Annotated in this window: 20 protein-coding genes; 10 read left to right on the top strand and 10 right to left on the bottom strand. The window is 67.7% G+C overall.

Going from position 1 to position 20,656, the window contains the following annotated elements:
- Window positions 1-5 precede the first annotated feature (5 nt).
- On the top strand, window positions 6-1,307 hold the full coding sequence (locus tag ACWEO7_RS11015) for a cytochrome P450 (protein ID WP_452422657.1): 1,302 nt from the start codon (window positions 6-8) through the stop codon (window positions 1,305-1,307).
- Window positions 1,308-1,364: 57 nt separating this feature from the next.
- Here ACWEO7_RS11015 and ACWEO7_RS11020 read toward each other — a convergent pair whose 3' ends face one another.
- The 5 genes from ACWEO7_RS11020 to ACWEO7_RS11040 are packed head-to-tail and all read right to left on the bottom strand — an operon-like array spanning window position 1,365 to window position 5,857.
- A complete protein-coding gene (locus ACWEO7_RS11020; protein WP_452422658.1) occupies window positions 1,365-1,778 on the bottom strand; it encodes a nuclear transport factor 2 family protein in 414 nt (137 codons plus the stop codon).
- Window positions 1,779-1,806: 28 nt separating this feature from the next.
- Window positions 1,807-2,691 carry a TIGR03619 family F420-dependent LLM class oxidoreductase gene (locus ACWEO7_RS11025; RefSeq protein WP_452422741.1) on the bottom strand — a complete coding sequence of 295 codons (885 nt, stop codon included), beginning with the start codon at window positions 2,689-2,691 and terminating at the stop codon, window positions 1,807-1,809.
- Window positions 2,692-2,696: 5 nt separating this feature from the next.
- Window positions 2,697-3,863 (bottom strand): thiolase domain-containing protein, encoded by a 1,167-nt coding sequence (locus tag ACWEO7_RS11030; RefSeq protein WP_452422660.1) that lies wholly within the window; start codon window positions 3,861-3,863, stop codon window positions 2,697-2,699.
- On the bottom strand, window positions 3,860-4,894 hold the full coding sequence (locus ACWEO7_RS11035) for a thiolase domain-containing protein (RefSeq protein ID WP_452422662.1): 1,035 nt from the start codon (window positions 4,892-4,894) through the stop codon (window positions 3,860-3,862). The genes ACWEO7_RS11030 and ACWEO7_RS11035 overlap by 4 nt, the downstream gene beginning before the upstream one ends.
- Window positions 4,895-4,906: 12 nt before the next feature.
- Window positions 4,907-5,857 (bottom strand): Zn-ribbon domain-containing OB-fold protein, encoded by a 951-nt coding sequence (locus ACWEO7_RS11040; RefSeq protein ID WP_452422664.1) that lies wholly within the window; start codon window positions 5,855-5,857, stop codon window positions 4,907-4,909.
- Window positions 5,858-5,987: 130 nt separating this feature from the next.
- On the opposite strand from ACWEO7_RS11040, the gene ACWEO7_RS11045 reads away from it, so the two are divergent.
- Together ACWEO7_RS11045 and ACWEO7_RS11050 are read left to right on the top strand one after the other, a co-directional pair.
- Window positions 5,988-7,025: an LLM class F420-dependent oxidoreductase gene (locus tag ACWEO7_RS11045; RefSeq protein WP_452422665.1), complete on the top strand. Its 1,038-nt coding sequence runs from the start codon at window positions 5,988-5,990 to the stop codon at window positions 7,023-7,025.
- Window positions 7,026-7,047: 22 nt separating this feature from the next.
- Window positions 7,048-8,640 carry an acyl-CoA synthetase gene (locus ACWEO7_RS11050; RefSeq protein ID WP_452422666.1) on the top strand — a complete coding sequence of 531 codons (1,593 nt, stop codon included), beginning with the start codon at window positions 7,048-7,050 and terminating at the stop codon, window positions 8,638-8,640.
- Window positions 8,641-8,751: 111 nt separating this feature from the next.
- Here ACWEO7_RS11050 and ACWEO7_RS11055 read toward each other — a convergent pair whose 3' ends face one another.
- The gene (locus ACWEO7_RS11055; RefSeq protein WP_452422668.1) at window positions 8,752-9,750 is read right to left on the bottom strand and encodes a sigma-70 family RNA polymerase sigma factor; all 999 of its coding nucleotides are present in this window, start codon (window positions 9,748-9,750) and stop codon (window positions 8,752-8,754) included.
- A 184-nt stretch (window positions 9,751-9,934) separates the two neighbouring features.
- Here ACWEO7_RS11055 and ACWEO7_RS11060 point away from each other — a divergent pair, with 184 nt between their 5' ends.
- Window positions 9,935-10,354, top strand: a complete 420-nt coding sequence (locus ACWEO7_RS11060; RefSeq protein WP_450022469.1) for a VOC family protein — start codon at window positions 9,935-9,937, stop codon at window positions 10,352-10,354.
- Window positions 10,355-10,426: 72 nt separating this feature from the next.
- Here the strand turns inward: ACWEO7_RS11060 and ACWEO7_RS11065 are convergent, their stop codons facing one another.
- Entirely contained in the window at window positions 10,427-11,209 is a 783-nt protein-coding gene (locus ACWEO7_RS11065; RefSeq protein ID WP_355076882.1) for a crotonase/enoyl-CoA hydratase family protein, read from the bottom strand.
- 60 nt (window positions 11,210-11,269) lie between these two features.
- On the opposite strand from ACWEO7_RS11065, the gene ACWEO7_RS11070 reads away from it, so the two are divergent.
- Window positions 11,270-12,919 carry an acyl-CoA synthetase gene (locus ACWEO7_RS11070; RefSeq protein WP_452422670.1) on the top strand — a complete coding sequence of 550 codons (1,650 nt, stop codon included), beginning with the start codon at window positions 11,270-11,272 and terminating at the stop codon, window positions 12,917-12,919.
- Window positions 12,920-12,931: 12 nt separating this feature from the next.
- On the opposite strand, the gene ACWEO7_RS11075 is transcribed toward ACWEO7_RS11070, so the two are convergent.
- Complete coding sequence (locus tag ACWEO7_RS11075) at window positions 12,932-14,119, bottom strand: FAD-dependent monooxygenase (protein ID WP_452422672.1); 1,188 nt, start codon at window positions 14,117-14,119, stop codon at window positions 12,932-12,934.
- A gap of 101 nt (window positions 14,120-14,220) precedes the next feature.
- On the opposite strand from ACWEO7_RS11075, the gene ACWEO7_RS11080 reads away from it, so the two are divergent.
- Entirely contained in the window at window positions 14,221-14,847 is a 627-nt protein-coding gene (locus ACWEO7_RS11080; protein ID WP_452422674.1) for a TetR/AcrR family transcriptional regulator, read from the top strand.
- A gap of 292 nt (window positions 14,848-15,139) precedes the next feature.
- Here the strand turns inward: ACWEO7_RS11080 and ACWEO7_RS11085 are convergent, their stop codons facing one another.
- Both ACWEO7_RS11085 and ACWEO7_RS11090 read right to left on the bottom strand, forming a co-directional pair.
- The gene (locus ACWEO7_RS11085) at window positions 15,140-16,234 is read right to left on the bottom strand and encodes an acyl-CoA dehydrogenase family protein (RefSeq protein WP_452422675.1); all 1,095 of its coding nucleotides are present in this window, start codon (window positions 16,232-16,234) and stop codon (window positions 15,140-15,142) included.
- Between the two features lie 20 nt (window positions 16,235-16,254).
- Entirely contained in the window at window positions 16,255-17,448 is a 1,194-nt protein-coding gene (locus ACWEO7_RS11090) for an acyl-CoA dehydrogenase family protein (RefSeq protein WP_452422677.1), read from the bottom strand.
- Window positions 17,449-17,606: 158 nt separating this feature from the next.
- Here ACWEO7_RS11090 and ACWEO7_RS11095 point away from each other — a divergent pair, with 158 nt between their 5' ends.
- The 4 genes from ACWEO7_RS11095 (at window position 17,607) to ACWEO7_RS11110 (ending at window position 20,651) form a co-directional block, all read left to right on the top strand.
- Complete coding sequence (locus ACWEO7_RS11095; RefSeq protein ID WP_355076896.1) at window positions 17,607-17,795, top strand: ferredoxin; 189 nt, start codon at window positions 17,607-17,609, stop codon at window positions 17,793-17,795.
- A gap of 43 nt (window positions 17,796-17,838) precedes the next feature.
- Window positions 17,839-18,741, top strand: coding sequence for a 3-oxoacyl-ACP reductase (locus tag ACWEO7_RS11100; RefSeq protein ID WP_452422679.1), 903 nt, complete (start codon window positions 17,839-17,841; stop codon window positions 18,739-18,741).
- A 289-nt stretch (window positions 18,742-19,030) separates the two neighbouring features.
- Window positions 19,031-19,795: an MlaE family ABC transporter permease gene (locus ACWEO7_RS11105; RefSeq protein WP_355076899.1), complete on the top strand. Its 765-nt coding sequence runs from the start codon at window positions 19,031-19,033 to the stop codon at window positions 19,793-19,795.
- Window positions 19,796-19,799: 4 nt separating this feature from the next.
- Complete coding sequence (locus tag ACWEO7_RS11110; protein WP_355076901.1) at window positions 19,800-20,651, top strand: MlaE family ABC transporter permease; 852 nt, start codon at window positions 19,800-19,802, stop codon at window positions 20,649-20,651.
- Window positions 20,652-20,656: the final 5 nt, after the last annotated feature.

The following is a 20,656-nucleotide window of genomic DNA, read 5'->3' on the forward strand; positions in this document are numbered from 1 at the left end:
CTTCAATGATTATAGAACGTGTTTCAGTTTGTCGAAGGAGACATCTGGTGGTAGACACTGGGAATGCCCGGCCGAATCTTCCGGACGGGTTCGACGTCACGGACCCGGCCATCTACGCCGAGCGTGTTCCGGTCGAGGAGTTCGCCGAACTGCGCCGGACGGCGCCGATCTGGTGGAACCCGCAGTCCCCGGACGTCAGCGGCTTCCACGACGACGGCTTCTGGGTGGTGAGCAAGCACGCCGACGTCAAAGAGGTCTCGCGGCGCAGCGATGTGTTCTCCAGTTACGAGAACACCGCCATCCCGCGGTTCAACGACGACATCACCCGGGAGCAGATCGAGCTGCAACGGATCGTTCTACTGAACATGGACGCGCCGGAGCACACCAAGCTGCGCAAGATCATCTCGCGCGGCTTCACCCCGCGCGCCATCAACGGCCTGCGCGCGGAGCTGTCGGCCCGTGCGGAGTCCATCGTGAAGGCGGCGGCCGAGTCGGGTTCCGGCGACTTCGTCACCCAGATCGCGTGCGAACTGCCGCTACAGGCCATCGCCGAGCTGATCGGTGTACCGCAGGAAGACCGGATGAAGGTCTTCTCCTGGTCCAACGACATGACCGGCTACGACGACCCGGAGAGCACCGCCGACCCGGTCGCGGCTACCGCGGAGATCCTTGGCTACGCCTACCAGATGGCGGCCGCGCGCAAGCAGTGCCCGGCCGACGACATCGTCACGACGCTGATCCAAGCCGATGTCGACGGTGACAAGCTCACCGAAGAGGAGTTCGGCTTCTTCGTGATCATGCTCGCCGTCGCGGGCAACGAGACGACGCGCAACGCCATCTCGCACGGCATGATCGCGTTCCTGGAGAACCCGGACCAGTGGGAGCTGTTCAAGAAGGAACGTCCCGCCACGGCCGCCGACGAGATCATCCGGTGGGCCACTCCGGTCACCTCGTTCCAGCGGACCGCGCTGGAGGACACCGAACTCGGCGGCGTGCAGATCAAGAAGGGCCAGCGGGTGGTCATGCTGTACCGCGCGGCCAACTTCGACGAAGAGGTCTTCGACCAGCCGGAGAAGTTCGACATCATGCGCGCGGACAACCCGCACCTGGCCTTCGGCGGCACCGGGGCGCACTTCTGCATCGGGGCGAACCTGGCCCGGCTGGAGATCGACCTGATCTTCAACGCTATCGCCGACCACCTGCCCGACATCACCAAGGTCGCCGACGCCAAGCGGCTGCGTTCGGGCTGGCTCAACGGGATCAAGGAGTTCCCGGTCGACTACAAGACCTGCCCGGTCGCGCACTGAGACACAGAAAGGGGTCCTCGCACTTCGGTGCGAGGACCCCTTTCGTAGGCCGTGGCATCAGTCGGCCGGCCGCGCGGTCTTCATCGCGCGATCGACCTCCCAGAACGCGCGCAGGGCGGCGATCTTGCCGTCCTGGTTCACCCGGTAGGTGAACACGCCGTCGGCGTCGATCCGGTGCCCGCCGAGGGTGCTGCGGATCGTGCCGGTGAAGGCGACCTCGTTGCCGCAGGCGAACGAGTCGCCGAACAGGAATTCGATCAGATCGGTCTTCGCGATCGCCTTGTCCCAGAACGCGGCGATGGCCTCCGTGCCGCGGTGGCCTCTGCCCTCCGGGTCGAAGCCCGACGGGCCGATGGGGTCCTCCACGATGCCGTCCTCGGCGAACAGCGCGACCCAGGCACGCTTGTCCCGTGCTCGCACGGCGGCCTGTGACGCAAGGCCCGCGGCCCGGGCCGGATGCTCGGTGGTCATACGGCCTCCTTCGACCGGTTGATGGGTCTCACCGCGCGGCGAGCACGGGTTCGGCAATGTACTGTCGCGCGAACTTGCGCAGCGAGTCCTGCTTGGCGGCGAGTTCACCGTCGAATCCGATGCCGTCGGCCAGCCAGGGCACCACGATCGCGTCGGTGACGCCCGCGTCCGCGAGGTCCTGATAGCCCGACCGGCCGAAGCGATCGACGCACACCGCCTGGATCTCGAACGGCTCGTCGGCCCGGCCGTACTCGGCGCGCAGCGTGCCGAGCTTGCCGATGGTGCTCCGGAGTTCGTCGTAGGTCATCATGGCCGAGGTCCAGCCGTCGCCGACCCGCGCGGCGCGGCGCAATGCCGCGTCGGTGTGCCCTCCGATATAGAACGGCACCGGCTCACTCGGGGCCGGGCTGATCTGCAGCGGATCGAAGTCGAAGAACTCGCCGTGGTACTCGACCATGCCACCGGCGAGCACCAGCTTGATCACCTCGATCATCTCGTCCACCCGCGCGCCGCGGCGTGCGAAGGGCACGCCGCACCACTCGAACTCCTCCGGCGCCCAGCCGATACCGACGCCGAAACCGAAGCGGTTGCCCGACAGGTTCGCCACCGAGCCGACCTGCCGGGCCAGCAGCAGCGGATTGCGCGAACCCAGCTTCAGCACGTTCGTGTAGAAGCGGATGCGGTTGGTGACGGCCGCCATGGCGGCCGCGCCGATGAGCGGGTCGACCCACGGGGTGTCCGGCCCCCAGAACCGGCTGCCGTCGGCGGTGTAGGGGTACTTCGCCGCCGCCGACTTCATGTAGAACAACGAATCCGGCAGGGCGATGGACGAGAAGCCGTACTCTTCGGCGGCTTTCGCGAGCTCCGGCAGCTGGTCCAGCGGACTCAGCGCGATGCCGACGGTGAACTTCAGCGGAGTCACCGCCGCTCCGATCCGACCACCCACATCGAGAAGTACTGCGAACCGCCGCCGTACGCGTGGCCCAGCGCCTTGCGCGCGCCCTCGACCTGATAGTCCCCGGCCCGCTGCATGACCTGCTTGGCGGCCTCGGCGAACCGGATGAGCCCGGAGGCGCCGATCGGGTTGGACGACAGCACGCCGCCGGACGGATTGACCGGAAGGGTGCCGCCGATCTCGGTCTCGCCCTTGTCGGTGAGCTTCCACCCGTCGCCCTGCGGCACGAAGCCGAGGTTTTCCAGCCACATCGGTTCGAACCAGGAGAACGGGACGTAGATCTCCGCTACGTCGATCTCCTCGAGCGGGTTGGTGATGCCGGCCGCCTGCCACAGCGCCGCGGCCGCGTCGCGGCCCGCCTGCGGGTTGACCTGGTCGCGCCCGGAGAACGTGGTCGGCTCGGTACGCATCGCGGTGCCGTGCACCCAGGCGACCTTACGGCCGGTGGCCTCGACCGCCTCGGCGGCGGCCGCGTCGCCCAGCACGATCGCGCACGCGCCGTCGGACGAGGGGCAGGTCTCGTCGAAGCGGATCGGGTCCCACAGCATCTGCGAGGCGAGCACCGATTCCAGCGTGATGTCGGGCTGCTTCAGGTGGGCCAGCGGGTTCTTGGCGCCGTTGCGGCGATCCTTCACCGCCACCATGGCGCCGATGTGGCCCGGGGCGTTGGAGCGCCGGATGTAGGAACGTACGTGCGGCGCGAAATATCCGCCCGCGCCCGCGCCGACCGGCATGGTGAACGGCACCGGAATCGACAACGCCCACATGGCGTTCGACTCCGACTGCTTCTCCCACGCCACCGCGAGCACGCGCTTGTGCACACCCGCCTGCACCAGATTGGTCGCGACGATGCCGGTGGAGCCGCCGACGGAACCGGCGGTGTGCACCCGCAGCAGTGGCTTGCCGGTGGCGCCGAGCGCGTCCGCCATGAACAGCTCGGGCATCATGACGCCCTCGAACCCGTCGGGCGCCTTGCCGACCACGACCGCGTCGATATCGGCGATGGTGAGGCCGGCGTCGGCGAGGGCGCGATCGATGGCCTCGCGGCACATTCCCGACATGGAGACGTCGGTCCGTTTCGTCACGTGATGGGTCTGTCCGGTGCCGAGCACCGCAGCTGGCAAGCTCATCGGTTCTCCGATCCCAAGACGGTCACAAGGTTCTGCTGGAGCGCGGGGCCGCTGGTGGCGTGCGCCAGGGCGCGATTCGCCGAGCCCGCGATGATCGCCTCGGCCGCGAAGCCGATGCGCTCCAGGCCCGCGGCGAACATCGGGTTGACCGCGAGCGCGCCGCCGGACGGATTAACCTTCGTGCCGTTCTTCAGCCCGATCGCCTCGGCGAGGATCAGCTGCTGATGGCTGAACGGCGCGTGCAGCTCGGCGATGTCGAAGCCACTGACGTCGCCGCCGGTGACCGCCTGGGCCGCGGCGGCTGTCGAAGGCGAGACGGTGAGGTCACGCGCACCGAGCACCGGAGTATCGATCCGATGCGCCATGCCGGTGATCCACGCGGGGCGTTCGCACAGTTCGCGGGCGCGGTCGCCCACGGCGAGCACGATGGCGGCCGCGCCGTCGGTGATCGGCGCGATGTCGTGCGCGCGCAGCGGATCCGCGACGTAGGGCTGGTCGAGCAGGCTGTCGGCATCACCGTCGCCTGCCACGACGGCCGCCATGTCGCGCTCGGTCCAGCGACCCGCGTCCAGACCGGCGCGCGCCTGCAGGCCGGCGATGGACCAGGCGTCCGGCCACAGCGGCGCGACCAGGTAGGGGTCCAGCTGCATGGTGAGCACCTGGCGCTGCGTGCCCGCGGAGGACTTGCCGAAGCCGTACACCAGCGCCGTCGTCGCCTGCCCGGAGCGCAGTTTCACCCACGCCTCGTACAGCGCCCATGCGGCGTCCATCTCCACGTGCGATTCGTTGATCGGCGGCACCGCGCCGATGGCGTCGATCGCCGAGATGAACGAGAAGGCCCGTCCGGCAAGGTAATCGGACGAGCCGGAGCACCAGAAGTCGATATCGGACTTGGTGATGCCGAGTCGGTCGTAGAGCTGCTGGAAGCAGGGCACCAGCATCTCGACACCGTTGGTGGTGCCGAAGGTCTCCGGCACGTGCGGCGCGTGGGCGAAGCCCACGACCGCGATGTCGGTGGCGTTGTCAGTCAACGTGCGCCTCTCTCAGAGGTGGTGCTTATAGGTCTCGTAGTCGGCGTCCGGCTCGCCGGAGGGACGGAAGTGGTCCACGTTCTCCAGTCCGTAGCCCCACTCCTCGCGCGGCTTCCACACCGCCTGCACCCGCATGCCCATACGCACCTCGCTCGCGTCGCAGCCGAGCACCAGGTGCAGCACCGGGATGTCCGCGCCGTCCAGCAGCACGTAGGCCGCGACGTAGGGCGGCTTGATCCGCTGGCCCATGAACGGCACATTGACGATGCAGAAGGTGGTCACGGTGCCGTGATCGGATAGTTCGATGAACTCGTCGGTCGGCCTGCCGTCGGTCGGATTCGCGCCGCGCGGCGGGAAGTACACCTTGCCCGCGGCGTCGGTGCGCGCGCCGATCAGCTTGCCTTCGGCGAGTCCGCGCAGGTACACGGTCTCCTGCGGCGAGGCGGTGTGCTTGTAGGACAGGTCGACCGGCGTCGTGATCATGGTGACCGGATCGGCCGAGGCGGACGCCACCGGTGCCGAAGCCTTCTCGCCCGGCTCGAAGCAGAGGATGTCGCGAATGCTGCCCTCGGTCTGCCCGGCCCAGCGGGCGGTCACCCGTAAGCCTTTGCGGATGTCCTCGGGTGCGGCGACGTCGACGGCGTGCAGCAGCGTCGTGTCCGCGCCGTCCAACCGGATCAGCGCCCAGGCGAACGGGCGGTCGAACGGCTGGCCCGGCAGCGGCTCGCGCACCCAGGTCCAGGATTCGACGGTGCCGGTGTCGGCGACGTCGACGAACTCGGTCAGTGGTTCGGCGGTGATCGGATCGTATTCCGGCGGCGGCACGATCACCCGGCCGTCCGACCCGCGCGCGCCGACGATCTTGTGGTCGCGCAATCGGGTCAGAAAGGTTCCGATGGTGGTGCCGACGGAGCGGGTGTAATCGAAACGCACCCGCAGGGGCGCGCTGAGTACCTCGGGCACGGCGCCCGTGTTCAATGCCGTGCCGCTACCACCAGCGATTGCCGTGGATGCAGTATTCCCCTGAGTCACGATATCGAGTAGAACAGGTTCTAACTCTGGTGGCAAGCAGTTGATCGGAAAGGGGTCCGGCGTGAAGTTCGGATTGCAACTCGGGTACTGGATGGCCCAGCCGCCCGCGAACGCGGGGGAGCTGGTGGTGGCGGCCGAGGAAGCCGGGTTCGACGCTGTCTTCGCCGCCGAGTCATGGGGGTCGGACGCCTTCGGTCCGCTCACCTGGTGGGGTTCGGCCACGCGGCGGGTGCGCCTGGGCACATCGGTGGTGCAGATGTCGGCGCGCACGCCGGCGGCGACCGCCATGCACGCGCTCACCCTCGACCATCTCAGCGGTGGCCGCGCCATTCTCGGCTTGGGCGTCTCGGGTCCGCAGGTGGTGGAGGGCTGGTATGGCCAGCCGTTCGCCAAGCCGTTGCAGCGCACCCGTGAGTACGTCGGGATCGTGCGCCAGGTGCTGGCCAGGCAGGCGCCGGTCACCAGCGACGGCCCGCACTACCCGCTGCCCTACACCGGGCCGGGTTCGATCGGGCTCGGCAAGCCGCTGAAGCCGATCGTCCATCCGCTACGTGCGGATTTGCCGATCTGGCTGGGCGCGGAGGGGCCGAAGAACGTGGCGCTCACCGCCGAGATCGCCGACGGCTGGCTGGCCATCTACTACGCGCCCCGGCTGGCCGGGATGTACGACGAGTGGCTCGACGAGGGCTTCGCGCGGGCGGGCGCGCGGCGCAGTAGGGAGGACTTCGAGATCGCCGCGAGTTGTCAGGTGGTGATCACCGACGACCCGGCGGGCGAGCTGGAGCGGATGCGCTGGATCATGGCGCTCTACATCGGCGGCATGGGCGCGCCGGAGTTGAACTTCCACGCCCAGGTGTACCGGCGCATGGGGTACGACCGCGAGGTCGACGAGATCGGCAAGTTGTTCCAGTCGGGCAAGAAGGCGGAGGCCGCGGCGGCGGTGCCGGACGAGCTGATTCTGGACACCGCGATCATCGGAGACGAGGAGCATGTCCGCAAACAGCTGCGGGTCTGGGAGGCCGCGGGCGTCACGATGATGCTGGTGTCGGTTCCCGATGTCGCGCAATTGCATCGGCTCGTACCCCTTGTCGAACAATAGAACACGTTCTAGATTCAATGGGGTGACTGCCTCACCCGCCCCGTCGGCTCCGCACAATCCCCCCGTACCGGAGCCAGTGAAAATTCTCGGTCTGTGGAACATCGCCGAAGCCGAACCCGATCGGATCGCGATGGTCGATCCCTCGGGCCGGGAGGTGACGTATCGCGAATTGGCCACGCTCGCCAATCGTTACGCCACCGGCCTGCGCGGGCTCGGCCTGAAAACCGGTGACGTGCTGGTGAGCATGGTGCACAACTGTGTGGAGGCGATCGCGGCGTACTTCGCGGCCTACCAGTCGGGGTTGTATATCGTCGCGGTGAACTGGCATCTCACCGGTCCGGAGGTCGCCTACATCCTGGCCGACAGCGAGGCGAAGGCGTTCATCGCCAGCGATCGTTTCGCCGCCGCGGCCAAGGCCGCCGCCGACGAGGCGGGCTTGCCCGCGACGGCGCGCTTCGCGGTGGGCGAGATCGAGGGCTTCAAATCGGTGGCCTGGCTCGGCGCCGCCGACACCGGCCGTCCGTCCGACCGCAGCACCGGCGCGCCGATGCTCTACACCTCGGGGACCACGGGACGGCCCAAGGGCGTCCGGCGGCCGCTCACCGGCGCGGACCCCGATGTGGTCCCGGCGCACACCACCGCGTTCTTCGGCCTGTTCGAACTCGCGCCCTACGACGACCACGTGCACATCTGCGGCTCGCCGCTGTACCACACGGCGGTGCTGAACTTCGCCACCATCTCGATCAACCTGGGCCACAAGCTGGTTCTGATGGACCGCTGGGACGCCGAGGAGATGCTGCGGCTGATCGACAAGCACCGGGTGACGCACAGCCACATGGTGCCCACCCAGTTCCACCGGCTGCTGGCCTTGCCGGAGGAGGTGCGCGCCAAGTACGACGTGTCCTCCCTGCGCAGCATGGTGCACGGCGCCGCGCCCTGCCCGCAGGAGACCAAGCGGCAGATGCTCGAATGGTGGGGCCCGACGGTCACCGAGTACTACGCGGCCACCGAGGGTGGCGGCACGGTGATCAACGGCGCCGACTGGCTGCGCAAGCCGGGCTCGGTCGGCAAGGCGTGGCCGTGGTCGGTGATCAAGGTGCTCAGCGAGGAGGACGGCTCCGAGGTGCCCGCGGGCGAGACCGGTCTGGTCTACATGCGCATGGGCGCTTCGAGTTTCGAGTACCACCACGACAAGGCCAAGACCGAGGACTCGCGCGTCGGTGACCTGTTCACCGTCGGCGACATCGGGCACCTCGACGAGGACGGCTACCTCTACCTGCACGACCGGCGCTCGGACCTGATCCTGTCCGGCGGGGTGAACATCTACCCGGCGGAGGTCGAGAACGTCCTGATCACGCATCCGAAGGTCGCCGACGTCGCGGTTTTCGGCGTACCGCATCCGGATTGGGGCCAGGAAGTGAAGGCGGTCGTGCAGCCCGTCGACGGAGCGGAGGGCGACGAGTCGCTCACCGAGGAGCTTCTCGCGTTCGCCGCCACGCAATTGGCGAAGTACAAGATGCCCAAGTCGGTCGACTATCTGCCCGAGCTGCCACGTGATCCGAACGGCAAGCTGTACAAGCGCAAGCTGCGCGAGCGTTATATCCCAGCGTCGTAACGTATCCCGCAGCCGGGTCGCTGGGGCTTCGGCCCGGCTGCGCGACCGACGCCGAAAAGCGAATGCGCCCTTCGCGACAATCTCGCGAAGGGCGCATTCGTGCGCGCCGGATCAGATGCTCTCGCGCAGTTCGGGGGCGAGACCGAACAGGGGGAACAGCTTCTCGGTGTCGAGGAAGAAATTCAGTCCGGCGATGGTGTCGCCGTCGAGTTCCAGCACCGTGATCGACCACGGCACCCATACGCCCGGCTCGTCGCCCGGCTTGTAGTGGCCGAAGGCGGGCAGGCCGTTGGCGCCTTCCAGCCGGACCAATCGCGAATCGCGGCAGGCGCTTCCGGTGCCGAGCATGAACGCGGCCACGTTCTCCGGGCCGGAGACCCACAGCTCGACCGGCGGCATGGACAGTGCCACATCCGCTTTCAGCAGCGAAGTGAGCGTATCCATGTCGTAGTCCTCGAACGCCTTGACGAAATTGTCGACGAGTCTGCGCTGGTCGTCGTCGGTCTCGTCGTAGGTGTCGGTGGCCGCGGGCTGGACCTTGGACATGGTGGCGCGCGCCCGTTGCAGCGCGCTGTTGACCGACGCGGGCGACATGGTGAGTGCCTCGGCGGTCTCGTTGGCGGAGAAACGCAGCACCTCGCGCATGATCAGGATCGCGCGCTGGGTGGCGGGCAGGTGCTGGCATGCGGCGACGAAGGCCAGGCGCAGCGTGTCCTTGGCGCTGGCGTGCTCGGCCGGATCGGCGCCGAAGGCCAGGGCGTTCGGAATCGGCTCGATCCAGACGTAATCCGGTTGGGGCGCGGGCAACGGCGAATCCGGCCGCGACGGACCGGACAAATCCATCGGCCGGGCGCGGCGCTGCGGACCGTCGAGCATGTCCAGGCAGACGTTCGTGGTGATCTTGTACAGCCAGGAGCGCAGGCTGGCACGGCCCTCGAACGAATCGTAGGACTTCCATGCCCGGGTGAGGGTCTCCTGCACCGCGTCCTCCGCTTCGAAGGACGAGCCGAGCATGCGGTAGGCGTACGCGCACAGCTCCCGACGATGGGTCTCGAACGCGGCGAGCAGATCGGGAGCGAGGCCGTCGGGCGAGCCGGGCGAGTCGTTCATGGCTGCCACCCTGCCACAGGCCACCGACAAGAAACAGGCTGTTCAACTCGAGTGCCGCACCGATCAAGATCATTAAACCTGTCCGGCCTATGGGACGTGTCACGGTCGTGGCGGCGATGAATCGACCGCTCGCGGACCGTCATATCCGGTGACACGAAAAGAATTTGCTCGAGAGGAAGAGGCCATGAGCAGCAAGATGATCTTCATCAATCTCCCGGTCGCCGATCTGCACCGATCGATGGCGTTCTACGAAGCGCTGGGCTGGAAGGTCAACCATGACTTCACCGACGACAACGCGGCCTGCATCGTGGTGGACGACAACATCTGCCTGATGCTGCTCATCAGGGATTTCTTCACCACCTTCAGCAAGCGTCCGGTGGCCGACACCAAGGCGGCGATCAACGCGGCGTACGCGCTCGCGCTCGGCAGCGCCGAGGAGGTCGACAGCCTGACCGACGCGGCGCTCGCCGCGGGCGCGACCGAAGAGGTGAACGAGGACAAGCGGGCGCAGGAGGCGCAGGTCGGCATGCACGGCCGCACCTTCATCGACCCGGACGGTCACCAGTGGGAGCCGTTCTGGATGGATTACCCGGGCGCGAACTGAGCCCGGCGAGGGGTCGCCCCCGATGCGCGTGCACTGGTCGCGCATCGGGGGCGTAGGGCTCGATCCGGGAACTCAGTTTCCGGTGAAAGAGGGCTTGCGCTTCTCCGCGAACGCGCGCGGCCCTTCCTTGGCATCGGCCGAGCGGAATACGGACATGCCGAGCTTGGCGTCGATCTGGAAGGCGTCCTCCTCCGGCATGGCCTCGGTCTCGCGGATGGTGCGCAGGATGGCCTGCACGGCCAGCGGGCCGTTGGCGGCGATCTGCCCCGCGATCTCCAGCGCTTTGTCCAGCGCCGTGCCGTCCGGCACCACGTGCCCGATCAGGCCGATCTCCTTGGCCTCGGCGGCGGTCAGGTGTCGTCCGGTGAGCAGAATCTCGGCGGCGACGGTGTAAGGGATCTGGCGGACCAGCCGCACCGCCGAGCCGCCCAGCGGGAACAGGCCCCAACGCGCCTCGGAGACGCCGAATTTCGCGCTCTCCCCGGCCACGCGGATGTCGGTGCCTTGCAGGATTTCGGTGCCGCCCGCGATGGCGGGGCCCTCGACCGCCGCGATCAGCGGCTTGGTCAGCCTGCGTCCTTTGAGCAGCGCCTCGAGCTTGGCCGGATTCCAGCCGCCGCCGTCGATGGTGTCGCCGGGGTGCTCGGAGGTCATGCCCTTGAGATCGGCGCCCGCGCAGAACGCGCCGCCCGCGCCGGTCAGGATCGCGACCCGGATGTCCGGATCGTCGTCCACCTGGTTCCAGGCGTCTTTCATGATCGCCATCATCTCGCCGGACAGCGCGTTGCGCGCCTCGGGCCGGTTCATGGTGACGATGAGGACGTGGTCGCGCTTCTCGACGAGGCAGTGCGGCATCGCTGATTCTCCTGACTTCGAGCCTTGTCAGAAACAGTAACACGTTCTATTTTTATGGCTGTGAGCTACAACATAGCGGACCTTGTCGAACATGCCATCGACCTGATGCCCGACCGCGTCGCGCTGGCCGACGACGGCCGCGAGGTCACCTACGCCCAGTTGGAGGAGCGGGCCAACAGTCTCGCTCACTACCTGCAAGAACAGGGAGTCCAGCCGGGCGACAAGGTGGGTATCTACTCACGCAACACGATCGAGGCCGTCGAGGCCATGGTCGCGATCTTCAAGGCGCGGGCCGTGATGATCAACGTGAACTTCCGTTACGTCGAGAACGAGTTGCAATACATCTTCGACAACTCGGACATGGTTGCGCTGATCCACGAGCGGCGCTACAGCGACCGGGTCGCCGCCGTTCGTTCCAAGACCCCGCAGCTGCGCACCGTCGTCGTCGTCGACGACGATACGACCGGCACGATCGCCACCGCAGCGGATTCGGTGGAATACGAGGCGGTGATCGCGCAGTCCTCGGGCGAGCGCGACTTCGGCGAGCGTTCCCCGGACGACCTGTACATGGTCTACACGGGCGGCACCACCGGCATGCCCAAGGGCGTGATGTGGCGCCAGGAGGACGTGTGGCGCGTGCTCGGCGCGGGCATCAACTTCATCACCGGCGAATACGTCCAGGACGAGTGGGAGCTGGCCAAGGTCGGTGCGGGCAGCCCGCCGATGGTGCGGTTTCCGATCCCGCCGATGATCCACGGCGGAGCGCAGTGGGCCACGTTCCACAGCCTGTTCGGCGGCGGCAAAGCCGTGATGCTTCCGGAGTTCTCCGGGCACGGCGTGTGGCGGGCCATCGATCAGCACAAGATCAATCTGATCTTCATCACCGGTGACGCCATGGCCCGCCCGATGCTCGACGCGCTGATCGAGGGCAATCCGGAAACCGGTCAGCCCTACGATCTTTCGAGCCTGTACGTGATGGCCAGCAGTGCGGCGCTGTTCTCGCCCGCGCTCAAGGACCAGTTCCTCGAGCTGTTGCCCAACCGGATGATCTCCGATTCGATCGGCTCCTCGGAGACCGGTTTCGGCGGTATCGCCATCGTCGCCAAGGGCGCGACGCACACCGGCGGTCCGCGCGTGAAGATCGACGCGTCCACCGAGGTGCTCGACGAGGACGGCAACCCGGTGCGGCCCGGCTCCGGCGCGGTCGGCATCCTGGCCCGGCGCGGGCACATCCCGCTCGGCTACTACAAGGACGAGGTCAAGACCGCGGCGACCTTCAAGGAGTTCAACGGCGTCCGCTACGCCATCCCCGGCGACTTCGCTCGCGTCGAGGAGGACGGCACGGTCACCATGCTCGGCCGTGGTTCGGTCAGCATCAACAGCGGCGGCGAGAAGATCTACCCCGAGGAGGTCGAGGGCGCGCTCAAGACGCATCCGGAGATCTTCGACGCGCTCGTGGTGGGCATCGAGGACGAGCGCTGGGGCCAGCGAGTGGTCGCGGTCGTGCAATGCCGCGGCGAGTCCCGCCCCACCCTGGAAGAGCTCCGCCCCATGCTCACCCAGGAGATCGCGCCGTACAAACTCCCCCGCAGCTTGTGGTTCGTCGACGAGATCAAGCGTTCCCCGGCGGGCAAGCCCGACTACCGCTGGGCCAAGGAACAGGCCCTCTCCCGTCCCGCCGACGACAACGCCGTGGCGAGCGCGAAGTAGTTTTGCGCCGAATCAGCGGTTGGCGAGTTCGGACAGTTGGTAGGCGAGGCGGTGGCGGAAGGTGGGGATGCGGGCCAGGGTGGTGAGGGTCAGGTTGCGCAGGGTGCGGGCGGGGCGTGCGCGCAGGGTGGCCATCTTGGTCATGCGGTCGGTGAACGAGACAACGCCGAGGGCGACGGGGCGGCGGGTGGTTTCGTAGTCGTCCAGCAAGGTGTCCGGCTCGCCGGCCAGCACGCGGGCCAGCAGCGGGCCGAGGGTGGCGGCGTCTTGGATTCCGGTGTTCATGCCCTGGCCGCCCGCCGGGCTGTGCACGTGGGCGGCGTCCCCGGCGAGCAGGACGCGGCCGCTGCGGTAGTGGTCGGCGACGCGGTGGTGCACGCGGAAGCGCGAGCTCCACAGCACCTCGTGAACCCGAACCGTGCCGCCTGGGCCGCGGGCGTCCAAGAGCTTCTGGAGGTCCTCGGTGGTCGAGTGCTCGGGCGCCGTTTCCAGGGTCGCGACCACGCGGAAGCGGTTCGGCTCCTTCTCGTCGGGGAGCGGCGCGACCACCATGACGCCCTCCGGTGAGAGGTGCAGGGCGACTTCGTCGCGCGGGATAGGCCAATCCATCCGCACGTCGGCGAGGACGAAGGATTCCGGGTACGTCGCGCCGGTGAACCCGATCCCCGCTTGCTCCCGCACGATGCTGTGCATGCCGTCGGTCCCGATGACGTAGTCGGCGCGGATGCTGCCGGGCGCGCCCGCCTCGTCGGTGTATTCGACCGTGACGCCGTCGTTCTCCTCCGCGACCCGGGTGACCTGGTACGGCCGCCGTACGTCGCCGCCCGCTTTTCGCAGTCGCTTCAGCAGCACCGCCTCGGTGGTGTCCTGCGGTGTCATCAAGGTGTAGGGGTAGCGGGTCGGCAGCCCGTCGAACCCGATGGTCGCCAAGGTGTGCCCGCCGTCGTGGACGGTGAAGCGCGCGACGATGTCGCCCGTCGCGACCAGTTCGTCCCCGATGCCGAGCTGCTCGAGTACTTCCAGTGTCCTGGCGTGCACGACCGCGGCGCGGGAGGTGTTCGCGCCTTCGCTCAGCCGGTCCAGGAGGACGAAATCCACGCCCGCGTCGGCCAGTGTGATGGCGGCGGTGAGTCCGGCGGGACCCGCGCCGACGATCACGACGGAGGTGGTGGCGGGCAGCGGGTTCGGGGTGGCGTTCATCGGAACTCCTCAGGTCAACGTTTGTAGGCCAACGTTTGTTGACATAACCGTAGCGCAGCTCGCGCTAGGAAGTCAACAGTTGTTGGCCTACACTTGTTGGCATGACCGTAGAGCCTGACCAAGCCCCCGCTCGCCGCTCGGACGCGACGCGCGCGGCGATTCTGGAGGCGGCCCGCGCGCGGTTCGCCGCCGAAGGTTTCCGCAAGGCGACCATTCGCGCCATCGCCGCGGACGCGGACATCGACCCGTCCATGGTCATGCGGTACTTCGGGAGTAAAGACGGCCTCTTCGCGGCGGCGGTCGACGTCCGTCTCGATCTGCCCGATCTCGGCGCCGCGGACCCGGACACCCTGGGTGAGCAGCTGGTGCGCCGCTTCTTGGAAATCTGGGAGGAGCAGCCGAACAAGGAGGTGCTGTTGACGCTGCTGCGTTCGTCGATCACCGACGAGGCGGTCGCCGAACGCGTCCGCGACATCTTCGCCCAGCAGGTATTTCCCGCCGTCCTGCGCTTCGGTGATCCCGCCGATGCCGCGCGCCGGGGCGGCCTGATCGTCACGCAGATGCTCGGCCTCGCCTTGTGCCGCTACGTTCTGTGCCTGCCCCCGGTCGTAGCGCTGACCAGCGACCAGATCATCGCCGAGGTCGGCCCCACTCTCCAGCGCTACCTGACGTCCACCCCGGTTGAGGAACTCCAGGTCGAGCCGCAGCCGAGTCGGAAATCGGGGTGAATCAGCGCGACAGTCGGGAAATGGCCGCGATATCGTGCCACATCGCGGCAATTCGTTGGTGGAGGCGGTGCGTTCGAACAATGACCGCCGATCCCTGCTGCTCCGTGACGGAGCGGCCGCATGTCCGGAGCTTCGGCACGGATGCGGATCGGCGCCGTGCAGCGTTCGAAGACGCTGCCGACTACGTACTGCGGGTGAGCGCGGAGTTGAACCGGCGACTCACCTGAGGCGCAACGGATTCGGCCCGCACGACGTGCTGTCGGGCGGGCCGGATCGTTCTACTGTGCCGCTCTCAGCCGGCCAGCAACGCGCCGAGAGCGCGGAGGTGGTCGGTGCCCGCGCCGAGGGCGAACTCGTTGTGTTTGGCGGCGGTGAAGTAGTTGTGCGCGATGTGGTCGCGGTCGATGCCGACGCCGCCGTGCACGTGGACGACGGTGTGCGCGACGCGGTGGCCCGCGTCGGCGGCCCAGAACTTGGCGGTGTGCACCGCTTCGGCGGCGGGCACGTCCTCCGACAGCAGCCATGCCGCTTGGGTGACCGCCAGGCGCAGGCCTTGGACATCGATGTAGGCGTCGGCGAGCCGCTGCGCCACCGCCTGGAAGCTGCCGACCGCCTTGCCGAACTGCTCACGCTCCCTGGCGTAGTCGGCGACCAGCTCGAGCGCCCGTTCCAGAGTGCCGAGCTGTAGGGCGCTCAGACCGAGCCAGGCGCGAGTCAGGATCCAGTCCAGGATCTCCGCGCCACTGTCCACCGTGCCGACGAGTTCGGCGGGGGTATCGGTGAGTTCGACCGCGAATTCGGGGCTGCGGTCGACCACCTGCTGCGCGGTCACGGTCGCCGCCGCGGGATCGACCAGGAACACCGCCGTGGTCCCCGAGACGCCGGCGGGCACCAGAATTCGCTCTGACCGGTTCGCGAAGGGCACGGTGGTCTTGGCGCCGGTCAGCCGCCAACCGTCCTCGGTCTCGACGGCGGTCGTGGTCGGCGCGGCGGGTTCCCAGTTGCGCTCCTCGGCCAGCGCGACGGTCAGGATGACGCTGCCCGCGCCCGCCTGCGTGGCCAGCTCCTGTTGTGCCGCGGAACCGAACCGCGCCAGCGCGCCTGCGCCGAGCGCGATCGACCACAGGTACGGCACGGCCGCGAGGTGCTTGCCCAGCTCGCGCAGGATGGCGGTCTGCTCGAGCGAGCCGAGGTCACTGCCGCCGACCGCCTCGGGCAGCGCGGCCGCGAGCACGCCGGTCTCGGCCAGCGAGTTCCACAGCTGCTGATCGAATCGCTCGTCGGCGGTGTCGAGTTCGCGCAGCCGGTCGGCGGTGACGAGCTTGCCGCACACCTCGCCGGTCAGCCGGCCGAGATCGAGTTGGGCTTCGGTGGGGGTGAAATCCATGGCGTTCTACCAGCTTTCGATCAGCGCGCCGCGGCAGGCTGCTTGAGGGCGGTCATGGCGATGATGTCGCGCTGCACTTCGTTGGTGCCGCCCCCGAAGGTCAGGATGAGCGCGGCGCGGTGCATGCGCTCCAGACGGCCGCGCAGTTCCGCGCCGGGGGAGTCCTGGCGCAGGTAGGCCTGCGGTCCGAGCACCTCCATGAGCAACCGGTACGCCTCGGTGGCCAGCTCGGTGCCGTACACCTTGCAGGTGGAGGCGTCCCACGGGCGCGGAGCCGCGTCGCCGCCCGCGTCGGCCCGGCTGGCGATCTCCCAGTTCAGCAGCTTGAGGTACTCGACCTTGGCGTGCACCTTGGCCAGGTTGAGCCGCACCCATTCGCGATCGATCACGCGGGAGCCGTCACCGGCCTTGGTGTTGCTCGCCCACTCGACGGTCTGGCGCAGGGCCAGCGCGAGCGGCGCGGCCGAGGTGAGCGCGACGCGCTCGTGGTTGAGCTGATTGGTGATCAGCGCCCAGCCGCCGTTCTCCTGGCCGACCAGCGCGCTCGCGGGCACCCGCACGTCCTGGTAGTAGGTGGCGCTGGTGTCCGGCCCAGCCATGGTGTGCACGGGCGTCCAGGAGAAGCCCTCGGCGGTGGTCGGCACGATGAGCATGCTGATGCCCTTGTGCTTCTTGGCGGTCGGGTCGGTGCGCACCGCCAGCCAGACGTAGTCGGCGTAGGCGATCAGGCTGGTCCACATCTTCTGGCCGTTGATCACGTAGTCGTCGCCGTCGCGCACCGCGGTGGTGCGCAGGCTGGCCAGGTCGGTGCCCGCCCCCGGCTCCGAGTAGCCGATGGAGAAGTGCAGTTCACCGGCAGCGATCTTGGGCAGGAAGAACTTCTTCTGTTCCTCGCTGCCGTAGTGCATGATCGTGGGCGCCACCGAGTTGATGGTCAGGAACGGCACCGGCGCGCCCGCGATCGCGGCCTCGTCGGTGAAGATCAGCTGATCCATGGTGGGGCGATCCTGGCCGCCGTACTCCTTGGGCCAGCCCAGCGCCAGCCAGCCGTCGTGGCCCATCTGCTGGACCACCTCGCGGTAGACGTTGCCCTGCCCGTACTCGCCGGTCTGCGCGCTCAGGGCCTCCCGGCGCTCGGGGGTGATGAGCCGCGCGAAGTAGTCGCGCAGTTCCGCGCGCAGCTGCTCCTGTTGCGGCGTGTACGCAATGCGCATGGCAATACCTCATGGGGGATGGTCGGGATCGGGTTCCCCCGATCATTGCATATGGACTGAAACATGTTCCAGTATTGATACTGAATCCCCCCGATGACGCCCCGGTGGAGCGGATCGGCTTGTTAGGCTTCGGCCAGAGTGGTGGTAAAGGAGTTGCCATGAAGATCAGTGTCGATCCAGACCAGTGCGAAGCTAATGGAATATGCGTCGGAATCGCCCCCGACGTGTTCGAACTCGATGACGAGGACGTGCTGCACATCGCGAACGCCGATGTGCCCGCCGATCGGCTCGCCGATGTCCAGGATGCCGTCGCGCAGTGCCCCAAGGCGGCGCTGCGGCTGCAGTGAAGGACTCTTGCCGTAAGTTGGAACACGTTCTAGAGTCGGCCGCGTGAGCAATGATCTGAGCCTGGCGGGCCGAGTAGCGATCGTGACCGGCGGCGGCGCCGGACTTGGGCGGGCCGAAGCGCTCGCGCTGGCCGGGGCCGGCGCGTCCGTGGTGGTCAACGACCTCGCGGAGTCCGACGCGGTCGCCGACACGCTCGGTGCGATCCGGGCGCTCGGCGCCAAGGCGGAGTTCGTCGCGGGCAGCATCGCCGAGCGCGCCACCGCCGACGCGCTGATCCGTGCCGCGGAGGAGTCGTTCGGCTCGGTCGACATCGTGGTCAACAACGCGGGCATCACCCGCGACCGGATGCTGTTCAACATGTCCGACGAGGACTTCGACGCGGTGCTCGCGGTGCATCTGCGCGGCCATTTCCTGCTGTCGCGCAATGCCGCGGCCTACTGGCGCGGCAAGTCGAAGCAGGCGGGCGCGCCGGTGTACGGCAGGTTGGTCAACACCTCCTCGGAGGCCGGCTTGCTGGGCCCGGAGGGACAGGCCAACTACGGCGCCGCGAAGGCGGGCATCACGGCGCTGACCCTTTCGGCAGCGCGGGCGCTGTCGCGCTACGGCGTGCGCGCCAACGCGATCGCCCCGCGGGCGCGCACGGCGATGACCGAGGCGGTGTTCAGTCCCGCCCCGGAGGGGGAGCCCGATCCGCTGTCGCCCGATCACGTGGCCCGGCTCGTGGCCTATCTGGCCTCGCCCGCGGCCGACGCGGTCAACGGGCAACTGTTCGTCGTCTACGGGGGGATGGTGGCGCTCATGGCGGCGCCCGTCGTCGAGCGCCGGTTCGACGCGGCCGCGGGGGAGTGGTCGCCGCGGGATCTGGCCGACACGCTGGGCGGCTACTTCGCCGATCGCCCCGATGAGCGGACCTTCTCGGCCTCTTCGCTCACCGAGTTGGGGTGAGCCGCGGCGGCTCGCCGCGAGCGCGCAACTGATCAGCTGTCCAACTGTTGATCATGGGATCGGTGCTTGGTAGACATAGGGACGGGTTATGTCTCACTCACAAAGGTGGGATCATCACTCGCTGACACCGGTTCCAAATTTATATGCCGATCTTTCGAAAAATTGCACTTCAAATGTGTGAAAAGTGGTACCGGCAACACGGTGAACATGTTCTAATCGTTCCGGCGGTGCGGCCACGGTGAGATTCGCGCCGTGTGCTGTGTACGCCGGTGAGCAAGGAGGATCGCGGATGAACGAGGTCCTTGCCGTGCCGTTGCGGGCCGTCGGCGGATTCTTCGAACTCACCGCCGATGTCGCACGCGCCAGCGTGCGCAGACCCTTTCAATGGCGCGAGTTCATCGATCAGTCGTGGTTCATCGCGCGGGTATCGATCGTGCCGACATTGCTGGTGGCCATTCCGTTCACCGTTCTGGTGAGCTTCACGCTGAACATTCTGTTGCGGGAGATCGGCGCGGCCGACCTCAGCGGAGCGGGTGCGGCGTTCGGTGCGGTCACCCAGGTGGGGCCGATCGTCACCGTGCTCATTGTCGCGGGGGCGGGCGCGACCGCGATCTGCGCCGACCTCGGCGCACGCACCATCCGCGAGGAAATCGACGCCATGCGGGTGCTGGGCATCGATCCGGTGCACCGCTTGGTGGTGCCCCGGGTGCTCGCCTCGATGTTCGTCGCACTGATGCTCAACAGCCTGGTGTGCACCATCGGCATCGTCGGCGGATTTCTGTTCTCGGTGTTTCTGCAGGACGTGAACCCCGGCGCGTTCGTCAATGGCATCACGCTGCTCACCCATCTGCCCGAGCTGATCATTTCGGAGGTGAAAGCCGGATTGTTCGGGCTGATCGCCGGACTGGTCGCCTGCTACCTGGGCCTTAATGTCAAAGGTGGACCCAAGAGTGTCGGTGATGCGGTGAATCAGACCGTAGTCTTCGCTTTTATGGCCTTGTTCGTCGTGAACGTGGTGGTCACCGCCGTCGGCATCAAGTTCACGGCGCGGTGATCCGATGGCCTTCGTAATCGAATCCCGCTTCCCCCGTACCGTTCGACGGGTGCGCCGGATGTCGGATTCGCTCGATTCGGTGGGCAAGCATGCCGTTTTCTATGCCCAGGCGCTCGGTGCCATTCCACGGGCGCTGGTGCACTACCGGACCGAGACCATCCGGCTGATCGCCGAGATCAGCATGGGCACCGGCGCGCTGGCGGTGATCGGCGGCACGGTGGTGATCGTCGGGTTCCTGACCCTCTTCGCGGGCGGCACCATCGCCGTGCAGGGCTACAGTTCGCTGGGCAATATCGGCGTCGAGGCGCTGACCGGCTTCTTCGCGGCGTTCATCAATGTCAGGATCGCGGCGCCGGTGATCTCCGGCATCGGCCTGGCGGCCACCATCGGGGCCGGTTCGACCGCGCAATTGGGCGCGATGCGGGTCGCCGAGGAGATCGACGCGCTGGAGTCGATGGCGATCCGGCCGGTGCCCTACCTGGTGGGCACCCGCGTATTGGCCGGGATGATCGCGATCGTCCCGCTCTACGCGCTGGCGGTGATCGCCTCGTTCCTGGCCAGCCGGTTCGCCACCGTGGTGATCTACGGGCAGTCGGCGGGCGTCTACGACCACTACTTCTCCACGTTCCTCATCCCGAGCGACATCCTCTGGTCCTTCGCCCAGGCGATCTTCATGGCACTGGCGGTCATGCTGATCCACACCTACTACGGCTACAACGCCGCCGGCGGGCCGGTCGGCGTGGGTGTCGCGGTGGGCAACGCGGTGCGCACCTCGCTGGTCGCGGTGGTCACGGTGACCTTGTTGATCTCGCTGGCCATCTACGGCACCTCCGGCAACTTCCATCTCTCCGGATAAGCGAC

It is taken from the genome of Nocardia sp. NPDC004260 (assembly GCF_053603155.1).

Excerpts from the sequence above, each read along its gene's own strand:
- ACWEO7_RS11075 (WP_452422672.1), bottom strand. The coding sequence starts at position 14,119 with ATGAACGCCACCCCGAACCCGCTGCCCGCCACCACCTCCGTCGTGATC.
- ACWEO7_RS11055 (WP_452422668.1), bottom strand. The coding sequence starts at position 9,750 with ATGAACGACTCGCCCGGCTCGCCCGACGGCCTCGCTCCCGATCTGCTC.
- ACWEO7_RS11110 (WP_355076901.1), top strand. The coding sequence starts at position 19,800 with ATGGCCTTCGTAATCGAATCCCGCTTCCCCCGTACCGTTCGACGGGTG.
- ACWEO7_RS11030 (WP_452422660.1), bottom strand. The coding sequence starts at position 3,863 with ATGAGCTTGCCAGCTGCGGTGCTCGGCACCGGACAGACCCATCACGTG.
- ACWEO7_RS11065 (WP_355076882.1), bottom strand. The coding sequence starts at position 11,209 with ATGCCGCACTGCCTCGTCGAGAAGCGCGACCACGTCCTCATCGTCACC.
- ACWEO7_RS11095 (WP_355076896.1), top strand. The coding sequence starts at position 17,607 with ATGAAGATCAGTGTCGATCCAGACCAGTGCGAAGCTAATGGAATATGC.
- ACWEO7_RS11020 (WP_452422658.1), bottom strand. The coding sequence starts at position 1,778 with ATGACCACCGAGCATCCGGCCCGGGCCGCGGGCCTTGCGTCACAGGCC.
- ACWEO7_RS11015 (WP_452422657.1), top strand. The coding sequence starts at position 6 with ATGATTATAGAACGTGTTTCAGTTTGTCGAAGGAGACATCTGGTGGTA.
- ACWEO7_RS11085 (WP_452422675.1), bottom strand. The coding sequence starts at position 16,234 with ATGGATTTCACCCCCACCGAAGCCCAACTCGATCTCGGCCGGCTGACC.
- ACWEO7_RS11090 (WP_452422677.1), bottom strand. The coding sequence starts at position 17,448 with ATGCGCATTGCGTACACGCCGCAACAGGAGCAGCTGCGCGCGGAACTG.
- ACWEO7_RS11080 (WP_452422674.1), top strand. The coding sequence starts at position 14,221 with ATGACCGTAGAGCCTGACCAAGCCCCCGCTCGCCGCTCGGACGCGACG.
- ACWEO7_RS11060 (WP_450022469.1), top strand. The coding sequence starts at position 9,935 with ATGAGCAGCAAGATGATCTTCATCAATCTCCCGGTCGCCGATCTGCAC.
- ACWEO7_RS11105 (WP_355076899.1), top strand. The coding sequence starts at position 19,031 with ATGAACGAGGTCCTTGCCGTGCCGTTGCGGGCCGTCGGCGGATTCTTC.